General features: G+C 67.7%; 21 protein-coding genes. 13 read left to right on the top strand and 8 right to left on the bottom strand.

The window, feature by feature from the left end; all coding sequences use genetic code 11:
• Nucleotides 1–5 precede the first annotated feature (5 nt).
• Entirely contained in the window at nt 6–1,010 is a 1,005-nt protein-coding gene (gene hemC, locus NE2_RS16035) for a hydroxymethylbilane synthase (RefSeq protein ID WP_036525108.1), read from the top strand.
• The gene (locus NE2_RS16030) at nt 1,007–2,569 is read left to right on the top strand and encodes a bifunctional uroporphyrinogen-III C-methyltransferase/uroporphyrinogen-III synthase (protein ID WP_030516198.1); all 1,563 of its coding nucleotides are present in this window, start codon (nt 1,007–1,009) and stop codon (nt 2,567–2,569) included. Before hemC ends, NE2_RS16030 begins: the two co-directional genes overlap by 4 nt.
• Nucleotides 2,570–2,620: 51 nt before the next feature.
• Here the strand turns inward: NE2_RS16030 and NE2_RS16025 are convergent, their stop codons facing one another.
• On the bottom strand, nt 2,621–2,890 hold the full coding sequence (locus NE2_RS16025) for a hypothetical protein (RefSeq protein WP_063026942.1): 270 nt from the start codon (nt 2,888–2,890) through the stop codon (nt 2,621–2,623).
• A 330-nt stretch (nt 2,891–3,220) separates the two neighbouring features.
• On the opposite strand from NE2_RS16025, the gene hemB reads away from it, so the two are divergent.
• The 5 genes from hemB to NE2_RS16000 all read left to right on the top strand — a co-directional run bounded on the left by hemB (nt 3,221) and on the right by NE2_RS16000 (nt 6,387).
• Nucleotides 3,221–4,198, top strand: coding sequence for a porphobilinogen synthase (gene hemB, locus NE2_RS16020; protein WP_063026940.1), 978 nt, complete (start codon nt 3,221–3,223; stop codon nt 4,196–4,198).
• Nucleotides 4,195–4,713: a hypothetical protein gene (locus NE2_RS16015; protein ID WP_063026938.1), complete on the top strand. Its 519-nt coding sequence runs from the start codon at nt 4,195–4,197 to the stop codon at nt 4,711–4,713. The genes hemB and NE2_RS16015 overlap by 4 nt, the downstream gene beginning before the upstream one ends.
• A 358-nt stretch (nt 4,714–5,071) precedes the next feature.
• Entirely contained in the window at nt 5,072–5,734 is a 663-nt protein-coding gene (mce1N, locus tag NE2_RS16010; protein WP_373862253.1) for a transport-regulating membrane protein Mce1N, read from the top strand.
• Entirely contained in the window at nt 5,731–5,970 is a 240-nt protein-coding gene (locus NE2_RS16005; RefSeq protein ID WP_063026936.1) for a hypothetical protein, read from the top strand. Before mce1N ends, NE2_RS16005 begins: the two co-directional genes overlap by 4 nt.
• Nucleotides 5,971–6,051: 81 nt before the next feature.
• Complete coding sequence (locus NE2_RS16000; protein WP_063026934.1) at nt 6,052–6,387, top strand: hypothetical protein; 336 nt, start codon at nt 6,052–6,054, stop codon at nt 6,385–6,387.
• 30 nt (nt 6,388–6,417) lie between these two features.
• On the opposite strand, the gene NE2_RS15995 is transcribed toward NE2_RS16000, so the two are convergent.
• A complete protein-coding gene (locus tag NE2_RS15995) occupies nt 6,418–6,801 on the bottom strand; it encodes a hypothetical protein (protein WP_063026932.1) in 384 nt (127 codons plus the stop codon).
• Nucleotides 6,802–7,050: 249 nt separating this feature from the next.
• Here NE2_RS15995 and hemL point away from each other — a divergent pair, with 249 nt between their 5' ends.
• From hemL to ccsB, 6 genes are all read left to right on the top strand, one after another.
• On the top strand, nt 7,051–8,388 hold the full coding sequence (hemL, locus tag NE2_RS15990; RefSeq protein ID WP_063027019.1) for a glutamate-1-semialdehyde 2,1-aminomutase: 1,338 nt from the start codon (nt 7,051–7,053) through the stop codon (nt 8,386–8,388).
• 200 nt (nt 8,389–8,588) lie between these two features.
• On the top strand, nt 8,589–9,194 hold the full coding sequence (locus tag NE2_RS15985) for a histidine phosphatase family protein (RefSeq protein WP_063027021.1): 606 nt from the start codon (nt 8,589–8,591) through the stop codon (nt 9,192–9,194).
• Nucleotides 9,195–9,220: 26 nt separating this feature from the next.
• The gene (locus tag NE2_RS15980) at nt 9,221–9,799 is read left to right on the top strand and encodes a TlpA disulfide reductase family protein (RefSeq protein ID WP_063027023.1); all 579 of its coding nucleotides are present in this window, start codon (nt 9,221–9,223) and stop codon (nt 9,797–9,799) included.
• Nucleotides 9,796–10,632: a cytochrome c biogenesis CcdA family protein gene (locus NE2_RS15975; protein WP_063026930.1), complete on the top strand. Its 837-nt coding sequence runs from the start codon at nt 9,796–9,798 to the stop codon at nt 10,630–10,632. Before NE2_RS15980 ends, NE2_RS15975 begins: the two co-directional genes overlap by 4 nt.
• Before the next feature lie 5 nt (nt 10,633–10,637).
• Nucleotides 10,638–12,341 carry a cytochrome c biogenesis protein ResB gene (gene resB, locus NE2_RS15970; RefSeq protein WP_063026928.1) on the top strand — a complete coding sequence of 568 codons (1,704 nt, stop codon included), beginning with the start codon at nt 10,638–10,640 and terminating at the stop codon, nt 12,339–12,341.
• Nucleotides 12,342–12,343: 2 nt separating this feature from the next.
• A complete protein-coding gene (gene ccsB, locus NE2_RS15965; protein ID WP_063026926.1) occupies nt 12,344–13,336 on the top strand; it encodes a c-type cytochrome biogenesis protein CcsB in 993 nt (330 codons plus the stop codon).
• Here the strand turns inward: ccsB and NE2_RS15960 are convergent.
• The 6 genes from NE2_RS15960 to NE2_RS35720 are packed head-to-tail and all read right to left on the bottom strand — an operon-like array spanning nt 13,333 to nt 17,471.
• Nucleotides 13,333–14,553: a tyrosine-type recombinase/integrase gene (locus NE2_RS15960; protein WP_063909398.1), complete on the bottom strand. Its 1,221-nt coding sequence runs from the start codon at nt 14,551–14,553 to the stop codon at nt 13,333–13,335. The two genes, ccsB and NE2_RS15960, sit on opposite strands and share 4 nt — an antisense overlap.
• Nucleotides 14,550–14,759 carry a helix-turn-helix transcriptional regulator gene (locus tag NE2_RS15955; protein WP_063026924.1) on the bottom strand — a complete coding sequence of 70 codons (210 nt, stop codon included), beginning with the start codon at nt 14,757–14,759 and terminating at the stop codon, nt 14,550–14,552. The genes NE2_RS15960 and NE2_RS15955 overlap by 4 nt, the downstream gene beginning before the upstream one ends.
• A 12-nt stretch (nt 14,760–14,771) precedes the next feature.
• A complete protein-coding gene (locus tag NE2_RS15950) occupies nt 14,772–16,439 on the bottom strand; it encodes a replication initiator (RefSeq protein ID WP_063026922.1) in 1,668 nt (555 codons plus the stop codon).
• Between the two features lie 32 nt (nt 16,440–16,471).
• Nucleotides 16,472–17,146, bottom strand: coding sequence for a hypothetical protein (locus tag NE2_RS15945; protein WP_063026920.1), 675 nt, complete (start codon nt 17,144–17,146; stop codon nt 16,472–16,474).
• Nucleotides 17,143–17,301: a hypothetical protein gene (locus tag NE2_RS35725; protein ID WP_157110942.1), complete on the bottom strand. Its 159-nt coding sequence runs from the start codon at nt 17,299–17,301 to the stop codon at nt 17,143–17,145. Before NE2_RS35725 ends, NE2_RS15945 begins: the two co-directional genes overlap by 4 nt.
• Nucleotides 17,298–17,471 (bottom strand): hypothetical protein, encoded by a 174-nt coding sequence (locus NE2_RS35720; RefSeq protein ID WP_157110941.1) that lies wholly within the window; start codon nt 17,469–17,471, stop codon nt 17,298–17,300. The genes NE2_RS35725 and NE2_RS35720 overlap by 4 nt, the downstream gene beginning before the upstream one ends.
• Between the last annotated feature and the right edge of the window lies 1 nt (nt 17,472).

Here is a 17,472-nt window from a genome sequence, read left to right as displayed (position 1 = left end):
ACTACATGACGCGACGTGGCACCACGGACACCCCGTGGCGGATCGGCACCCGCGGCAGCGTGCTGGCACTGACCCAGGCAGGCACCGTGCGCGACGCGCTGATCGCCGCCGGGCAGCACGCCGAATTGGTGATCGTGAAGACGGCCGGCGACAAATCCTCCGATCCGGTCGAGAAGATCGGTGTCGGGGTGTTCACCGCCGCGCTGCGCGAGGAACTGGCCGCCGGGACCGTCGACATCGCGGTGCACTCCTACAAGGATCTGCCCACCGCGCCCGACCCGCGCTTCACCATCGCCGCGATACCGCCGCGCGAGGATCCGCGTGACGCCCTGGTGGCCCGGGACGGTCTGGTACTGGGTGAACTGCCCGCCGGATCCCGGGTCGGCACCTCCGCGCCGCGGCGTGCCGCCCAGTTGCGCGCACTCGGCCTCGGCCTCGAGATAGTGCCGCTGCGCGGCAATATCGACACCAGACTTCGCAAGGTCGCCGAGGGTGAACTCGACGCCGTGGTCGTCGCGCGGGCCGGGCTGTCCCGCGTGGACCGGCTCGGTTCGGTCACCGAGGCCCTGGAGCCCGTGCAGATGTTGCCGGCACCGGCCCAGGGCGCGCTCGCGGTCGAATGCCGCAGCGAGGAAAGCGATCTCGTCAGCATCCTGTCCACCCTCGACGATCCGGGCAGTCGCGCCACGGTCGTCGCCGAACGCGCGCTGCTCGCCGAACTGGAAGCCGGTTGCACGGCGCCGGTCGGTGCGCTCGCCGAAGTCGTCGAATCGCTCGACGACGAGGGCCGCGTGGTGGAGGAACTGTCGCTGCGCGGCGGCGCGGCGGCGATCGACGGTTCGGATGTCATCCGGGCCTCGGCGGTCGGCTCGCTCGCGAACGCAGAGCAGCTGGGCCGCGATCTGGCGCGTGAGCTCCTGGAGCTGGGGGCGCGCGACCTGCTGGCCGGCGAGGTATCCGCCGGCGCGTCCGACTTCACCAATCCCAGCCCGATGGAGAACAAGCCATGAGCCGAGCCACCAAGAAACATCCCGGTCGGATTCTGTTCGTCGGGTCGGGTCCTGGTGACCCGGCACTGCTCACGGTCCGCGCCCGCGAGGTGCTGGGACGAGCCCGGCTGGCGTTCACCGACCCCGATGTCGACAAGGGCGTGCTGGCCATGATCGGCACCGCCGTCGAGCCGGGTCCCGACGGGGAATCCGCCGTCGACGTGCGCCCCGCGCTGGGCGAGCCGGCCGAGGTCGCGAAGACGCTGGTCCACGAGGCCCGCGCCGGACACGATGTGGTGCGGCTGGTCTCCGGCGATCCGATGACCACCGATTCGGTGATCTCCGAGGTCAACGCCGTCACCCGGTCGCATATGAACTTCGAGGTGCTGCCCGGGCTGCCCTCGGCGACCACGGTTCCGGCCTACGCCGGCATCGCGCTGGGCTCCTCGCACACCGAGGTCGACGTGCGCGGTGAGGTCGATTGGGCCTCGGTCGCGGCCGCTCCTGGTCCGCTGGTGCTGCATGCCACCTCCGGCCACCTGGCCGAAACCGCGAGCGCGCTGGTCGAGCACGGTCTCGCCCCGCAGACCCCGGTGGCGGTGACCGTGCGCGGCACCACCCGGCAGCAGCGCACCATCGAGGCGACGCTGGCCACCCTGAACTCCGCCGCCTCCGAACTGGTCGGACCGCTGGTGGTCACGGTCGGCAAGGAGGTCGAGAAGCGCGCCAAGATGTCCTGGTGGGAGTCGCGGGCGCTGTACGGCTGGACCGTGCTGGTGCCGCGCACCAAGGAGCAGGCCGGCGAGATGAGCGAGAAGCTCGTCATGCACGGCGCCATCCCGATGGAGGTGCCGACCATCGCCGTCGAGCCGCCGCGCAGCCCCGCGCAGATGGAGCGCGCGGTCAAGGGACTGGTCGACGGGCGCTACCAGTGGGTGGTGTTCACCTCGACCAACGCCGTGCGCGCGGTGTGGGAGAAGTTCGGCGAATTCGGTTTGGACGCACGGGCTTTCTCCGGTGTGAAGATCGCCTGCGTCGGTGAGGCGACCGCCGACAAGGTGCGCTCGTTCGGTATCAACCCTGAACTGGTGCCCAGCGGTGAGCAGTCCTCGGAAGGTCTGCTGGCCGACTTCCCGCCCTACGACGATGTTTTCGACCCGGTCAACCGCGTGCTGCTGCCGCGCGCCGATATCGCCACCGAAACTCTGGCCGAGGGTCTGCGCGACCGCGGCTGGGAGATCGACGATGTCACCGCGTACCGCACCGTGCGGGCCTCGCCGCCGCCGGCCGAAACCCGGGAGATGATCAAGACCGGTGGTTTCGACGCCGTGCTGTTCACCTCCTCGTCCACGGTCCGAAATCTGGTCGGTATCGCCGGAAAGCCGCACGCGCGCACCATCGTTGCCTGCATCGGCCCCAAAACCGCCGAGACCGCAATCGAATTCGGCCTGCGCGTGGATGTGCAACCCGAGATCGCCCAGGTCGGCCCGCTGGTCGACGCCCTGGCCGAACACGCCGCCCACCTGCGCGCCGAGGGCCTGCTGCCCCCGCCGCGCAAGAAGAGCCGCCGCAGCCGCTGAGCGGCTCGATAGGCCGGGCCAGGGCCGCTGAGCGGTACGGCGAAGAGGCACTCACACCCGGCGTACGCGCATCAGGTCGCGGACGAGGCTGCAGGTCTTGTTCGAGGGCGGCCGGATGCCGACGACCTCGGCGGTGTGCCGAATGGTCTGGTTGTCGGCGAGGTTGGCGCGGTAGACGCCGGAGTCGAGCAGGGCGATGGCCAGCCGCAGGGCCTTCAACCTGCGGTTGTGCATGACGTACCAGGAGCGCGGCCGGCCGGCCGGTAGGGCCTGTTTCACCAGCGGCGCGTAGGGATCGATGATCGTCGGTGCGGTGGGCATGAGAATCCTCCCCTCGGATGGAGATTCATCGGGTCGTCGATGGGCCGAATCGAAGGCGGGACGGATATGGGCAGTCCGTCCCACCGCCGATCGATCGGTCGCGCGCCGTGGACAGTAGCGCGTTACCGAGGCCGGTTCGACTGTTGACGAATCCCCTCGAACACATCTTCGATTCTACCGGAGGGCACCGACAAAAACCGCTCGCCGCAACGGGTTTCGGCGCCGCGCCCGCGTCGCCGGCGCGTCGCCCGCGATGTGCCCGGTGTGACCCACGCCAACCGGCCGGGAGGTGCCTGGGAGCCGGGCTCCCGCGCGGCGTATCGTGCGGTTATGACCGGAATGGACCGCCCGCGGCGGTTGCGTCGTACCCCCGCGATGCGTCGCCTCGTCGCCGAAACCACCTTGGAACCAAGGCAATTGGTACTGCCCATGTTCGTCGCCGACGGACTGACCGAACCGCGCGAGATCAGTTCGATGCCCGGCGTGTACCAGCATTCGATGGATTCGCTGCGCAAGGCCGCGGCCGAGGCGGTCGGGGCGGGCGTCGGCGGGCTGATGCTGTTCGGCGTGCCGCGCCCGGAGGACAAGGATGCGGTGGGTAGCCAGGCCAGTGCCCCGGACGGCATTCTCAACCGCGGCCTGCGCGCGCTGACCGAGGAGGTCGGCGGTGACACCGTCGTGATGGCGGATACCTGTCTGGACGAATTCACCGATCACGGGCACTGCGGTGTCCTGGCCGGCGACGGCTCCGTCGACAACGACGAGACCCTGGAACGCTACGTGGAGATGGCACTGGCCCAGGCCGAGGCCGGCGCCGAACTGCTGGGCACCAGCGGCATGATGGACGGCCAGGTCGGTGCGATCCGCGCCGGGCTGGATGCGGCCGGTCATATCGATACCGGGATCCTCGCCTACGCGGCCAAATACGCCTCGGCGTTCTACGGCCCGTTCCGGGAGGCCGTCGGCTCGTCGCTGCAGGGCGATCGCCGGACCTATCAGCAGGATTCGGCGAATCGGCGGGAATCGCTGCGTGAGCTGGAACTGGACCTGGCCGAGGGCGCCGACATCGTGATGGTCAAACCGGCCATGTCGTATCTGGACATCCTGCGCGATGTCGCCGATCATTCGCCGGTTCCGGTCGCCGCCTATCAGATCTCGGGCGAGTACGCGATGATCACCGCCGCCGCCGAACGCGGCTGGATCGACCGCCGCGGCGCCATCCTCGAATCGCTTCTCGGCATCCGCCGGGCGGGCGCGGACATCGTGCTCACCTACTGGGCCACCGAGGCCGCGCACTGGCTGTCGTGAATCCGGCGACCCTCCCGGCCGAGCCCGGCATTCGAACCAGACCCGAGGATGTGCGCACCGCCTGCCAGCTGTGGTGGGCCGTGGTAGCGCTCGGGGTGTTGCGGCTGATCCTCGGCGCGGTCGACCGCCTCGGCAATCGCCACCAGGTCGCCCAGGACTTCTACGACCAGCTGCACGGCGAGCGGCCCGACTTCAGCGTGGCGCAGATGGAGCTGGTGGTCTCGATTCTCGAGGTGCTGGTCCTCACCTACGGCCTCGCCGTCGGGATCGGCGCGGTGGCCGTGGTGTACCAACTCGGTCGCGGCCGACTGTGGGCGCGCACGGTTGCCGATGTGGCGACCGTGGTGCTGGTGCTCGGCGCCATCGGGTCGATGTTCGGCCTCGGCGCGGTCGCCGGTGGCCCGGCGGTGCTGATCGGGGCCGCGGTGATATTACAGGCGGTTCTGGCCTGCGGAGCCGTATTCCTCTGCCGCAGAAAGGAATCCGAGGCTTTTTTCCGAGCGAACGGCAGCTGAGACGCGAGGCCGAATTTGTCGCGTGCCGACCGGGATGTATGGTGAGGGTTGTCACAGAGAGCTCGGGAACTGAAAGTCGTTGGTTGTGCGTTGTTCTTCGGATGTGGTTTTCCGATCGGTGGTCGCATCGATCGGCTACCGCGATGAGAGCGCAGCACGGATGGCTTCGGTGGATCGGAGACATCGATGCGCGTGGTGATTCAGCAGCGACAAAGCATTCGACGCGATGTTCTGGTGATGGGTTTGCTGCTGCTCTTGGCACTGCTCACCCTCGCCGGACTGCTGCTCCCGGGGAAGGTCGGCTGAGTCCGCCGCCACCCGCTCGGTCCGGCACGCGCGTCGTATTCGGAGGTCCTGCGTGAGCGACGCCCAACCCACCGTCGCGGTGCGGCCGGATTCCGTGCTGTTCAGTGAGCCCGGGGCCCGCTGGCGAACGGTCGCCTACGGCCCGCTGCTCTGTCTGTTCGTGCTGATCCTGGAACTCGCGCTGCGGCGCGGCCCGGTGCACTGGTTCGGCCTCGCCTTCTGCGCGATTCTGCTCGCCGGATTCGTGACTCTGCAGGTCGTGGCCGGAAAACGCCACGTCAGCGTCGAACTCACCGACTCCGTGCTGCGCGAGGGCACCGAAACGCTGCCCCTGAGTTCGATCGCGCGAGTCTTTCCCGAACTCGACGAGGAATCGTGGGATGACGAGCCCTGGGAGTCGGCCCGCGCACTGGGTGAGCTGACCGGAGTGCCGCGCCGCCGCCGCGGCATCGGCCTGAAATTGCGCGACGGCGCCACGGTGCAGGCATGGGCGCGCGATCATCGGCAGTTGCGTGCGCAGTTGGGCGCCGCGCTCGATCGGCTCGCCGAGGAATCGGCTCCCGCGGCGAAGAAGTCCGCGGCGGCGGATTCTCCGGCGAAGGAGTCCGCGGCTGTGCTCGCGGCGGGCGCCGACGATGCGGAGAATTCGGTGGTGGCCTCCGGTTCGGACAGCGAGGGCGACGTGGTTTCCGAGGGCAAGGAGGACGTGGCGTGAGGCGCCGGCTGTGGATCCTGCTCGATCTGGTGCTGGTCGTGGTCTGCGCGGTGGCCGCCGTGCCCATCTGGCGGCACGGTATCCATCGAACCTGGTTCGCGGCGGTGGGCGATCAGCCGGCCTTCGAATCCACTCACTACGCCGGTCCGTGGCTGGCGCTGGCCACCGTGCTGGTCGCGGCCGCGGGTCTCGCGGCCATCGATTTGGTGGTGCGGTGCGCGGTGCGTCCGCGCTGAAACGCCTGTTTCCCACAGCCGCACCCGTTTTCGCGGCGCGTCGCCCGATAGCGGATCGAGTGTTGTGGGTATTGCCGGAAAATGAGCACCATGACGCGCACCCGAGCAGTGCAGAAATCCTCGTTCACTATTCTCGCGGCCGCAGCGATCGGTATGGCCCCGGTGGCCGTGGCCGCCGCCTCGCCTGAAAGTCCGTCGGCCGCAGGCGCTTCGGCGGTCACGGTGGAGCCGGCCGGCCCGCAGGTATCCGGCGCGCAGAGCCGAGTCGCCGCAGGTGTCGCCGATTCGGTGGCCGCCACTCCGGTGTCGCCGCCCGCCGGGCAGGTTTCCTCGCTACTGGATCTGCTTCCCACGCCACTGAATTGCCTGCTGTCCACCGGCTATGCCCTGCTGTGCCTGGGCGTTCCGGTGCCCTGAACCGCCGCCGCGGTCGCCGAAGACCTTCGGTCAGTGCCACTGCTGGAAAACGTCGAGCAGGCGCGTGCCGTGCGATCCGGGGACGTTCGCCATCACCACGACGCTCCCGTCCGGATGGCTCGCCGCCTCCTCGATCACCTGCCGCAGTGAGGCGTGCACATTGCCGTTCTGATCGTGATAGAGCTGGGTGTCCGGCTTCAGACCCGCACCGATCCGGCTCTCCGGAACGACCATCGTGACCAGTGCGGGAATCGGCCCGTCGCCCAGTGCGGCGGTCTCGTCGTGGGTGAGGATGACTCCGGCGCGCTGCTGGTCGGGTTGGACGACCGGCGTCACGGCGGCCGCCTGAGTCGCCGCCGCGACCGAGCCGACGAGGGTTGTCAACAGGGCTACCCCGAATACTGCTTTCCGCATGAACCCTCCCGGCCGTGAGCGTGATGGTGGGTACGAGGTTACGCATGGGCAACTCAGCGACAACCCTTATGGCAGGAAATTTACGCCGCGTGTTGCGGTAACGCCGCTGACCGGCGCATGTGAGGAAATTCTCGGCAAACTGCTGGTCGGGTCGGTGGGAGTACAATGTGGCGCCTCGGCTTGTGGGGTGGCTCACCCCACTACACCCTGTCGTCGACCGCTTCGGCGGGGGCTGCGACACTGGTGGTCGTGAGTTCTTCTCCGCGCGCGACCCAGGTAAACGTGCCGGTCTCCGCCCGACTCTTCGAACGCGCCGCCGCGATCATTCCCGGCGGTGTGAACTCGCCTGTGCGGGCCTTCAATTCGGTGGGTGGCACCCCGCGATTCATCGCTTCGGCGCGCGGATACACGCTCACCGACGCCGACGGTAACGACTATGTGGACCTCGTGTGTTCCTGGGGACCGATGATCCTCGGGCACGCCCATCCGGCCGTCGTGGACGCGGTGCAGCGCGCCGCCACCGGCGGGCTGTCCTTCGGCGCGCCGACCGAGGCCGAGATCGAACTGGCCGAGGCGATCGCCGCCCGCGTCGATCCTGTGCAGCGGGTGCGGCTGGTGAACTCCGGTACCGAGGCCACCATGAGCGCGGTGCGGCTGGCACGCGGGTTCACCGGGCGCAGCAAGATCGTCAAATTCGCCGGCTGCTATCACGGCCATGTCGACGCGCTGCTGGCCGATGCCGGTTCCGGCGTCGCGACCCTGGGGCTGCCGACCTCGCCGGGCGTGACCGGAGCACAGGCCTCCGACACCCTCGTGCTGCCCTACAACGACCTCGAAGCTGTCGCCACGGCCTTCGCCGAATATCCGGGCCAGATCGCCGCCGTGATCACCGAGGCCGCCGCCGGCAATATGGGCGCGGTCCCGCCGCTGCCCGGATTCAACGCCGGCCTGCGCGAGCTGACCAGCGAACACGGCGCCCTGCTGATCATGGACGAGGTCATGACGGGCTTCCGCGTGAGCGCCGCGGGCTGGTACGGGCGCGATCCGGTGGCGGGCGACCTGTACACCTTCGGCAAGGTGATGAGCGGCGGACTACCCGCCGCGGCCTTCGGCGGCCGCGCCGAGGTCATGGACCACCTCGCGCCGATCGGGCCGGTCTATCAGGCCGGCACGCTCTCGGGTAATCCGGTGGCGGTGGCCGCCGGACTGGCCACGCTGCGTGCCGCCGACGCGGACGTCTACGCCGCCCTCGACCGCAACGCCGAACGCCTCGGATCCCTGATCGCCGAGGCTCTGACCACTGCGGGGGTCCCGCACACCGTGCAATTCGCGGGCAATATGGTGAGCGTGTTCTTCGCCGAGGGTCCGGTTACCGACTACGCCACCGCCAAGGCCACCGCCACCTGGCGCTTCCCGGCCTTCTTCCACGCGCTGCTGGAACGTGGCGTCTACGCGCCGCCGAGCCCGTTCGAGGCCTGGTTCGTCTCGGCTGCCCTCGACGAGGACGCATTCGACCGTATCGCTGCCGCACTGCCCGCCGCCGCGGCGGCAGCCGCGGCCGCCACACCCGAAGGATCCCGCGCGTGAGCGACTCAGATCAGCTCGAATCCGTCACTGCCGCAACAGAATCCCCCTCGCACGAAGAACCGGCGTCGCCCGGGGCCGCCGCGGCGAACGGGGAAGCCGATCCCTCGCAGGGGCCCGGCCCGGACTCGGGAGCCGATGCCGGCAAGATTCCCTCGCTACCCGGTGACGTCGCCTCGGATACCGAGACCATCGTGCACGTGATGCGCCACGGCGAGGTGCACAACCCGAAGGGCATCCTGTACGGCCGGCTGCCCGGTTTCAGCCTCTCGGTGACGGGTCGTTCGCAGGCGGCGACGGTCGCGCGCACCCTGGCCGATCACGACATCGCCCTGGTCGTCGCCTCGCCGCTGCAGCGCGCCCAGGAGACCGCCGCGCCGATCGCCGGACAGCACGGGCTGATCGTGCGCACCGACGACAACCTCATCGAGGCCGGCAACACCTTCGAGGGGCTGCGCGTGTCGGTCGGGGACGGTGCCCTGCGCAAGCCGCGGCACTGGTGGAAGTTGCGCGATCCGTTCACCCCGTCGTGGGGTGAGCCGTATCTGCAGATCGCGCATCGCATGCTCGCCGCCGTGAACAAGGCGCGGGTGGAGGCGACCGGGCACGAGGCCGTGGTGGTGTCGCATCAGCTGCCGGTGTGGACGTTGCGGCGCTTCCTGGAGGGGAGGCGGCTGTGGCACGATCCGCGGCAGCGGCAGTGCTCGCTGGCCTCGCTGACTTCGCTTGTGTACCAAGGCGATACGTTGATCGACATCGTCTACTCCGAGCCGTCCGGCGGCTCGGATCCCAGGGTGACCGGGGCGTGAGCGGGGCGGTCCGGCGTCTGCTGCCGATGCTGCTGGCCTGCGTGGCGGTCGTCGCCGCGCTGGCCGGCTGTTCGTCGGGTAACGACGCGGTCGCCCAGGGCGGCACCTTCGATTTCGTCTCACCCGGCGGCAAAACCGATATCCGGTACGACCCACCGGCCGCCCGCGGCACGATCGGCCACCTTGCGGGGCCGAATTTGATGACCGGCAAGACCGTCTCGGTCGACGACTTCCCGAATCAAGTCGTCGTACTGAACCTCTGGGGACAGTGGTGCGGGCCGTGCCGCGCGGAAGCGCCCGCGCTGGAACAGGTCTACGAACAGTCCAAGGACAAGGGCGTCGCCTTCCTGGGGATCAATGTGCGTGATCCACAACAGGACAAGGCGCGCGACTTCGTGACCGACAATCACGTCGGCTACCCGTCCATCTACGACCCCGAGATGCGCAGCCTGCTGGCGCTCGGCGGCAAATTCCCGACCAGCGTCATCCCCACCACGCTGGTGCTCGATCGGCAGCATCGCGTCGCCGCGGTCTTCCTGCGGTCACTGCTGGCCGAGGATCTGCTGCCGGTGGTGAACCAGGTCGCGCAGGAGGGCCGGCAGTGACAGCCGTCGCCTCGCCGGCATTGGCTTCCGTCGGCGAATCGTTCCAGCAGACCGCGGCGACCGGGCCGCTGCTGCTGGCGCTGGGCGCCTGCCTGCTCGCCGGATTGGTCTCGTTCGCCTCGCCGTGTGTGGTGCCGCTGGTGCCGGGATATCTGTCGTATCTGGCCGGGCTCGTGGGCGCCGAAGCGCCGCCGGTGACCGTCGACGAAGCCCAGGGCAAGAGCGCGGCCGTCGCGCTGCGCGCCGGCCGGATGCGGGTCGCGGGTGCGGCCGGGCTCTTCGTCGCCGGTTTCACCGTGGTGTTCGTGCTGGCCTCGGCGACGGTCTTCGGTGTCATCCAGACCCTGAACGTCAATCGTGAACTGCTGCAACGCATCGGCGGTGTGGTGACGATCGTGATGGGGCTGGTGTTCCTCGGCCTGGTGCCGATGTTGCAGCGCGACACCAGAATGCATCCGCGCCGGCTCACCGGAATCGTCGGCGCCCCGCTGCTGGGTGCGGTCTTCGCCCTCGGCTGGACGCCGTGCCTGGGCCCGACGCTCTCCGGCGTGATGGCGGTGTCCGCCGGAACCGAGGGGGCGACGGCCGCTCGCGGTGTCGCGCTGATCGTGGCGTACTGCCTCGGACTCGGGCTGCCGTTCGTGATTCTCGCGTTCGGGTCGGCCACCGCGCTGCGCGGAGTCGGCTGGCTCCGGCGCAACTCGCGCACCATCCAGATCATCGGCGGCATCCTGCTCGTCGTGGTCGGCATCGCACTGGTCACCGGGATGTGGGATCAGTTCGTCGGATGGATCCGCAATGTTTTCGTCTCCCAGGTAACCCTGCCGATCTGAGCCCCATGACTGCCACGATGACGCCCCCGTCCACCGCCGCGAAGCCGCCGCGCCAGTCGCTGCCACGCCGCGCGTTCGCACTGCTGCGCAACGCCTGGCGCGGATTGACCAGTATGCGCACCGCGCTCATGCTGCTGTTCCTGCTGGCGCTGGCGGCGATTCCGGGGGCGCTGCTGCCGCAGCGCAGTCTGAACCCGCAGAAGGTCGACAAGTACATCGCCGATCGCGGCACCCTCGGCCCGTGGATGGACCGGCTGCAGCTGTTCGACGTGTTCTCCAGCTTCTGGTTCACCGCGATCTACGCTCTGCTGTTCGTATCGCTCGTCGGCTGCATCGTGCCGCGCGTCTTCGATCACTACAAGGCGCTGCGCACACCGCCGGTCATGGTGCCGCGCAACCTGTCCCGGCTGCCGCACCATGCCGCGACCACCACCGGCGACACCCCTGCCGAGGCGATCGAGCAGGCGCGGCGCGGGCTGCGCGGCTGGCGCTCGGTGGTGCGGGACGGATCCGAGGCGCGCAACGGCCGTCCCGGTGAGGTGACCCTCTCGGCGGAGAAAGGCTATCTGCGCGAGCTCGGCAATCTGGTCTTCCACCTGGCCCTGGTCGGCCTGCTGGTCGCGGTGGCCGCGGGCAAGTTGTTCGGCTACGAGGGCAACGTGATCGTCGTCGCCGACGGCGGTCCCGGATTCTGCACCACCTCACCCGCGGTCTTCGACTCCTTCAAGGCCGGCCGGGTCAACGACGGCACCGGGCTGACCCCGGTCTGCGTACGGGTCAAGGACTTCAAGGCCGACTATCTGCCCAACGGCCAGGCCGAGATGTTCACCGCCAACATCTCGTATCAGACCGGCGATGATCTGGCGACCGACACCTGGCGTGACACCACCATCCAGGTCAACCATCCGTTGCGCGTTGCCGGAGACCGCGTCTACCTGCAGGGGCACGGGTACGCGCCGACGTTCACCGTCACCTATCCGAACGGGCAGAAGCGCACCGAGACCATCCAGTGGCGGCCCGACGACGGCGCCACCTTCCTGTCCAGCGGTGTGATGCGGTTCGACCCGCCGGGCGGCATGTACGGCAGCGAAGACGAGCGGCGCAAGAACCAGATCGCGATCGAGGGCCTGTTCGCGCCCACTGCCCTGATGCACGGCAGCCTGCTGACCTCCTCGTATCCCGGACTGACCGATCCGGCGGTGGCGATCGACATTTATCGCGGCGAGACCGGACTCGACACCGGGCGCGCGCAGTCGCTGTTCTCGCTCGATCCGGAGATGATCAAACAGGGCCGGTTGACGAAGCAGCAGCGTGTCAATCTGCGGCCCGGTGAATCGGCGACACTGGCCGACGGCACGAAGGTCACCTTCGACGGGGCGCAGCAGTACGCGAATCTGCAGGTCTCCCACGACCCGGCGCAGAACTGGGTCCTGGTGTGCGCGTTGACGATGATGGCCGGGCTGCTCGTCTCACTGCTGGTGAAGCGGCGGCGGATCTGGTTGCGCGCCTATCCGGAAGGCCCGGACGACAGCGGTTCCGGTGAACGACGTACTGTAGTAGAAATGGGTGGGCTGGCCCGGACCGACCAAGCGGGTTGGGGCGGCGAGTTCGACCGCTTGCTGACGCGGCTGCTGGGCTCCGACCGCACCGACATCGGCAGCCCCACGGATCAGCGCCCGGTCGCCCCGACCGAGAGCACGGGAGAGTGAACATGCCGATCGACGAAACACTCGCCGGTTACAGCAATCTCGCCTTCAAGACGGCGTTCGTCGTCTACCTGCTGGTGCTGGCGATGCTGATCGTGCAGTACGCCTCGGCGAAGAAGAAGGTGACCAGCGCCCAGGAGCGTGAGCGCGAACTGGTCGGCGTCGGCGCCTCCTCCGGAGTGAGCGCGGACCGGCCGGTCGTGCCCGGCAAGCTGGAGCCGGCTCCGAAGCGTTCGCTGGCCGAGCAGCTCGGCAATATGGCGTTCGCCGTCGTCTTCGTCGCGATCGGGCTGCACCTGGCCTCGATCGTGTTGCGCGGCTTCGCGACCCACCGCTTCCCGCTCGGCAACATGTACGAGTTCATCACCATGGCGACCGCGGCCGCGATGGTCACCGGCCTGGTGTTCATCCACGAGCGCCGGTACCGCGCGATGTGGGTCTTCCTGCTGGTTCCGGTGCTGATCCTGATGTTCCTGGCCGGCCAGGTGCTCTACGCCGACGCCGCGCCCGTGGTTCCGGCGCTGAAGTCGTACTGGCTGCCGATCCACGTCACCATCGTCAGCATCGGCAGCGGCATCTTCATGCTCTCAGGTGTGGCGAGCCTGCTGTTCCTGCTGCGCATGTACCAGCCGGAAGGCCAGGAATCGAGCAACCCGCTCGGCGCCCTCGCCCGCCGCCTCCCCGACGCCCGCACCCTCGACCGCCTCGCCTACCGCACGACGGTCGTGGCCTTCCCCCTCTTCGGCACCGGCATCATCCTCGGCGCCATCTGGGCCGAAAGCGCGTGGGGCCGCTTCTGGGGCTGGGACCCGAAGGAAACCGTCTCCTTCATCGCCTGGGTCATCTACGCGGCGTACCTGCACGCCCGCGCGACCTCCGGCTGGCGCGAAACCAAGGCCGCCTGGATCAACGTCGCCGGCTTCGTCGCGATGCTGTTCAACTTGTTCATCATCAACATCGTGGTGAGTGGTCTGCACTCCTACGCGGGGCTGAACTAAACGGCTTCTGCCTGCGCATTCTCGCTGTCTTGGTCATCGGTAGAGTCCGTCTGCTCCGTCTCGGTACGCAGTGAGTACGCAGTGGAACCGGGCCAATCCTTGATGGCGGCACCAACCGCGGTACGCGTTGTTTCGTCGGCATCGGGCCAGAGATGGGCGTAGTACCGCAGAGTGGTGATGGCGCTGCCGTGGCGTAGGCGAGCCTGGACGGCCTTGATATCGGCACCTCGGCGGATGAGCAAAGATGCGTAGAAGTGCCGGAAGTCCTGGAAGCTGAACGCCTCGGGCAGGTCGTGAACTTTCTCCTTCGCTGCCCGCAGATGCCACCCGATCACCCACGGCGAGACCGGCTTGCCGAATTCATCACAGACCAGATGATCACCAGGAAACACCTTGGCCGACTCTTCGAGCATCGCGACGAGTTCCGGCGGAATCGGCACAGGCTTTGTGCTTGACTCCGTCTTCAACTCTCGTCCGGGCCACTGCTGGCGAGGTTGCACGATGCCGTTGGCGAAATCGACATCGGCGGTCCGCAGTCCAGCAGCTTCCGAGATTCGAAGACCCACGAACGCGCCGAGTAGTACCGCCACGCGAAGATGTGCCGGCATCGCTTCATGCAGTGCCCAGACCTGCTCGGAGGTCGCTACATAGACCTTCTGCTGTCCAGTCTTCGGCGACGTACGGCGCGAACACGGATTGCGTGCCAACAGCCCGTCGTGCATTGCGTCCCCGAGGATCTGAGCCAGTCGAGAATGCAGGCTGTAGACGTAGCTGTCGGCCAGGCCCTCGCTCTTGAGCGCCACCATCCACTTCTTCACCGTGGACGGCCGGACCGCCGACAATTGCAGCGACCCCAACCCCTCGTTGATCTTCTTGACGTGCCAGGTCGCCAGTTCGACAGTCGTTTCGCGGTGGTTCGCGTACCCCTTCAACCACTCGTTTGCCCACTGCTCTACGGTCTTTTGAGAGTCGCGGGGTGCAACGTGAATACCCTGGACCAAACTCGCGACCTGCGCATCGAGCCAGGCTTGCGCGTCCGCTTTCCGGGCGAAGCGCTTCGTGTGCTCATTGCCGGCATCATCGACGTAGCGAGCTCGCCAACGCTTGCCCTTCCCGTGCAACTTCGAAGGCACCCGGTGAGCCTTCTTGTTCTCGTCGAGGACCTCCTTGGTCCACAGGTCCTCAACTCCCGCGCGGCGATTGCGCTTCACGGTCACGCGGCATCACCCAGGCTTTCTGCCTCCTGCTCCGCGATCCACGCCAAGATCACCGACTTCCGCCACACACGACGACGAGCGCCCATCTTGAAGCTGGCCGGTCCCTTGCCTACGTGCGCCCACCATCGCCAGGTGGCCTCCGGAATCCCGGTCAACCGTTCGCAATCCTTGGCGCGCAGATACGTTTCCTGATCACTGATGTCCATCTGTATCCCTTCCTATGCCGCCGGTTGAATTACCGAATGTCCTTGTTGGCCTGGTGGATTGGCTTCCAGGCGGGCGGTTTCGTATTGGGCGCGCCATTTGATCCGCTGCGCGATCGAGGCCATGATCAGGTGCTCTCGCGGTGGCACGTTCTTGTCTCCGGGTTCGACCGGCTTGACGATCAGCCGGGATGTGTCGGGTTTTTGGATGCCGACCGAGGCGAGAATTTGCCGAACGAATTCGGCGCGGTCGGCCTTGTGGTCCGGGAGGGTCTTGCCGGTCCAGCGTCGCGAGACCAGGACGCGCCGGCCGCGCAGGCCGAGCGTTTCGCGGCGGTGGGCTTTGCCCTTGCAGCGGCCTGGTTGTGTCTTGTCGCTGGCGCCTTTGGGAGCGATGCCGTAGCGCAGCCAGATCGGGCAGTTCGGCGAGCAGGGAACCTTTTGGAGTTCGGCGTGTAGCCGGTCGTAATGCTCTGCCGCGCGGTTGGTTTGGGCCTCGATGACCTCAGCGATGGACTTGGTGAGGTATTTGGTCAGGTAGCCGACGTGGCGGGAGGCTTCCTCGGTGCCGCCGAGCACGCCTTGCACGTCGACTTGGCGGCCGAACTTGACCACGTGCGCGGGTTCGAGGTCGTCGATGGTGTCGAGCATGTCCATCGCTTCGTCCCAGTTGGGCAGTGGTTCGGCAGTGTCGGGGTCGACGAATCGACCGGCGGTGTAGTCCCAGACCGGCATGTGCCCGTCTGTGTACTGCTCGTTTTCCGGGTCGAAGTGCGGCCACCACACCTGGTGATAGGTCGCGGCCACGATTTGCCGAATAAGTGCCTTCGGGTCGGTGCCGCGGATGGCCATGTGAATGTGCGGGGCGCCTCGGCGTTGCGGTTCGACGGTGGCGAAGTACTGAATATCGCGGCCGGTTGCGCGCCGGTAGTTCTGGACGAACCGGTCGAACAGCGCGGGCCAGAACACGATGTCACGCGCAGCGCGCCGGTAGTCGTAGGCGTCCGGGTTGACCGGCGAACCGTCTGGATTGACCCGCCCGTAAGAGTCGCAGGTGACCGTGGCGAACGTCGAGGGCCGATACTTGCCCGCGTACTGACGTCCGATCGTGGTTTTGTCGATCTTCTTGCGGGGCAGGTCGGGAACATCTTGGCGGCGGCGGGTCGACCGTTTGCGCTCCGATTTCGGTGCAGGGTCCAGCGCCGGAAAACGACCGCGTACACCGGTCTCCCGCAACTCCGCATCCAGCTCCGCCACGATCTCCCGGATGCCGGCCATCTGGTCGTGATCGTCATGGGCCTTGGCGTGCTGGTAGTCGTCCATCAACCGGGCGCGGGTCTCCACCAGTTCGCGTTGCTGGTCGGTGGGTTCGCGCTTGTCGTCGACGGGTTCGTGTTCGATGTGCCAGCCTTCGTGGGCCTGCTGCATCCGCAAAGCACGAGCCCGAGCAGCGCACGAGGGGCACACGCTTTCGAGGGTTGATTTGCAGGGTGCGCCAACGTATTTCGATTCCCCGGTGTCGGGATCGAACGAGTACATCGGGATCGGTCGGCGGCATTCCCCATGCTTGTCGGCCGCCGCTTGCGCGATGTCGTACAGGTTCGGCATCGAACGCCGATCAGCCGCGGTTTCCCGGACCGGCCCGAGGGAGGCCGGATCGGCGGCAGTCGTGGTGTCTGTCATGCTCGGGCCTCCCGCACAGTCTTTGTCGGTCGTCACGCGGCGTCGTCTCCCCGCTCGAGGGGCGGTCCGCCCAGTCCGCCAGGGATGTGCGGGAACGTGGTGGTGACCGGTTTGGCGAGGGAATCGCCGTGCCGGAACATCAGCTGCATACGACCGGGGCCGGTGACGGTGGCGCGGCATTCTCTGGCGCCGAAGGCGTGGGCGAGATGGGTGGTGCGGTTGGTCCAGTCGTCGGGGCATTGCCCTCGGACCATCGCGACCTGCACGGTGTCGGTGGCCTGGCCGATCTCGACATGGATCAGCCGCGGAGTCCGCACCACGTGGCCCAGGTCGTCGCGCACCGATAGATGGCAGTCGTCCAGGCAGGCCGACCACTGCCGCCGGTAGCGCCACCAACGCAGGAACCGCGACCGGGCACGACAGGAGATCCAGCGAGAAAACGATTCCGGCCCCTTCACACGCCACAGCGCCAGCGCAGCGATCGAGGCGAGTGTCATGCCGAAGGCGGGCAGCCATCCGTAGAACCAGAAAAGGCTGGCTATCGCGGCGATCGGTAGCGAGATCATCGGAAACAGAAGCGCCCACCAGGCCGCGAGGAACACCGAGATCACTACCCAGCCGATCGCGGCTAGGACCAGGGTCACGATGTTCTCTAGAGGGTCGCGGCGGGTCCGGACAGTGGTGGTGGTTTTGGTTATGGTGCTCACTGCTTTACCTCGGATTCGTCGAACAGCCCCGGTTGTCTGTTGGGCTTCCGGTTGGCGGGGAGGTTCTTGACCTTGCGCCGCTTGGACTTCCGCACCCGGTCCGCTGCCGTCTGCACGATCGGGTTCACATGCGGCGCAACATGTTTGATACTCATGCGGCCCAGTCCCCTCCGTCGGGGTCGTAGCCGTGGCCGAACACGGTGCCGGTTTCGGCGAGGATGTTGACCGCGATACCGATCGGGTCCAGTCCTCGGGCTTCGAGCTGGCAGCGACGACGGCTGTGCAGGTCGATCACGTCGGCGTATTCGCTTGTGTGCTTGCTCATT

This window comes from Nocardia elegans NBRC 108235, assembly GCF_001612845.1.
GTDB lineage: Bacteria > Actinomycetota > Actinomycetes > Mycobacteriales > Mycobacteriaceae > Nocardia > Nocardia nova.
Note: the sequence above shows the minus strand (reverse complement) of the source record. Positions and strands in the feature narration are given on the sequence as shown.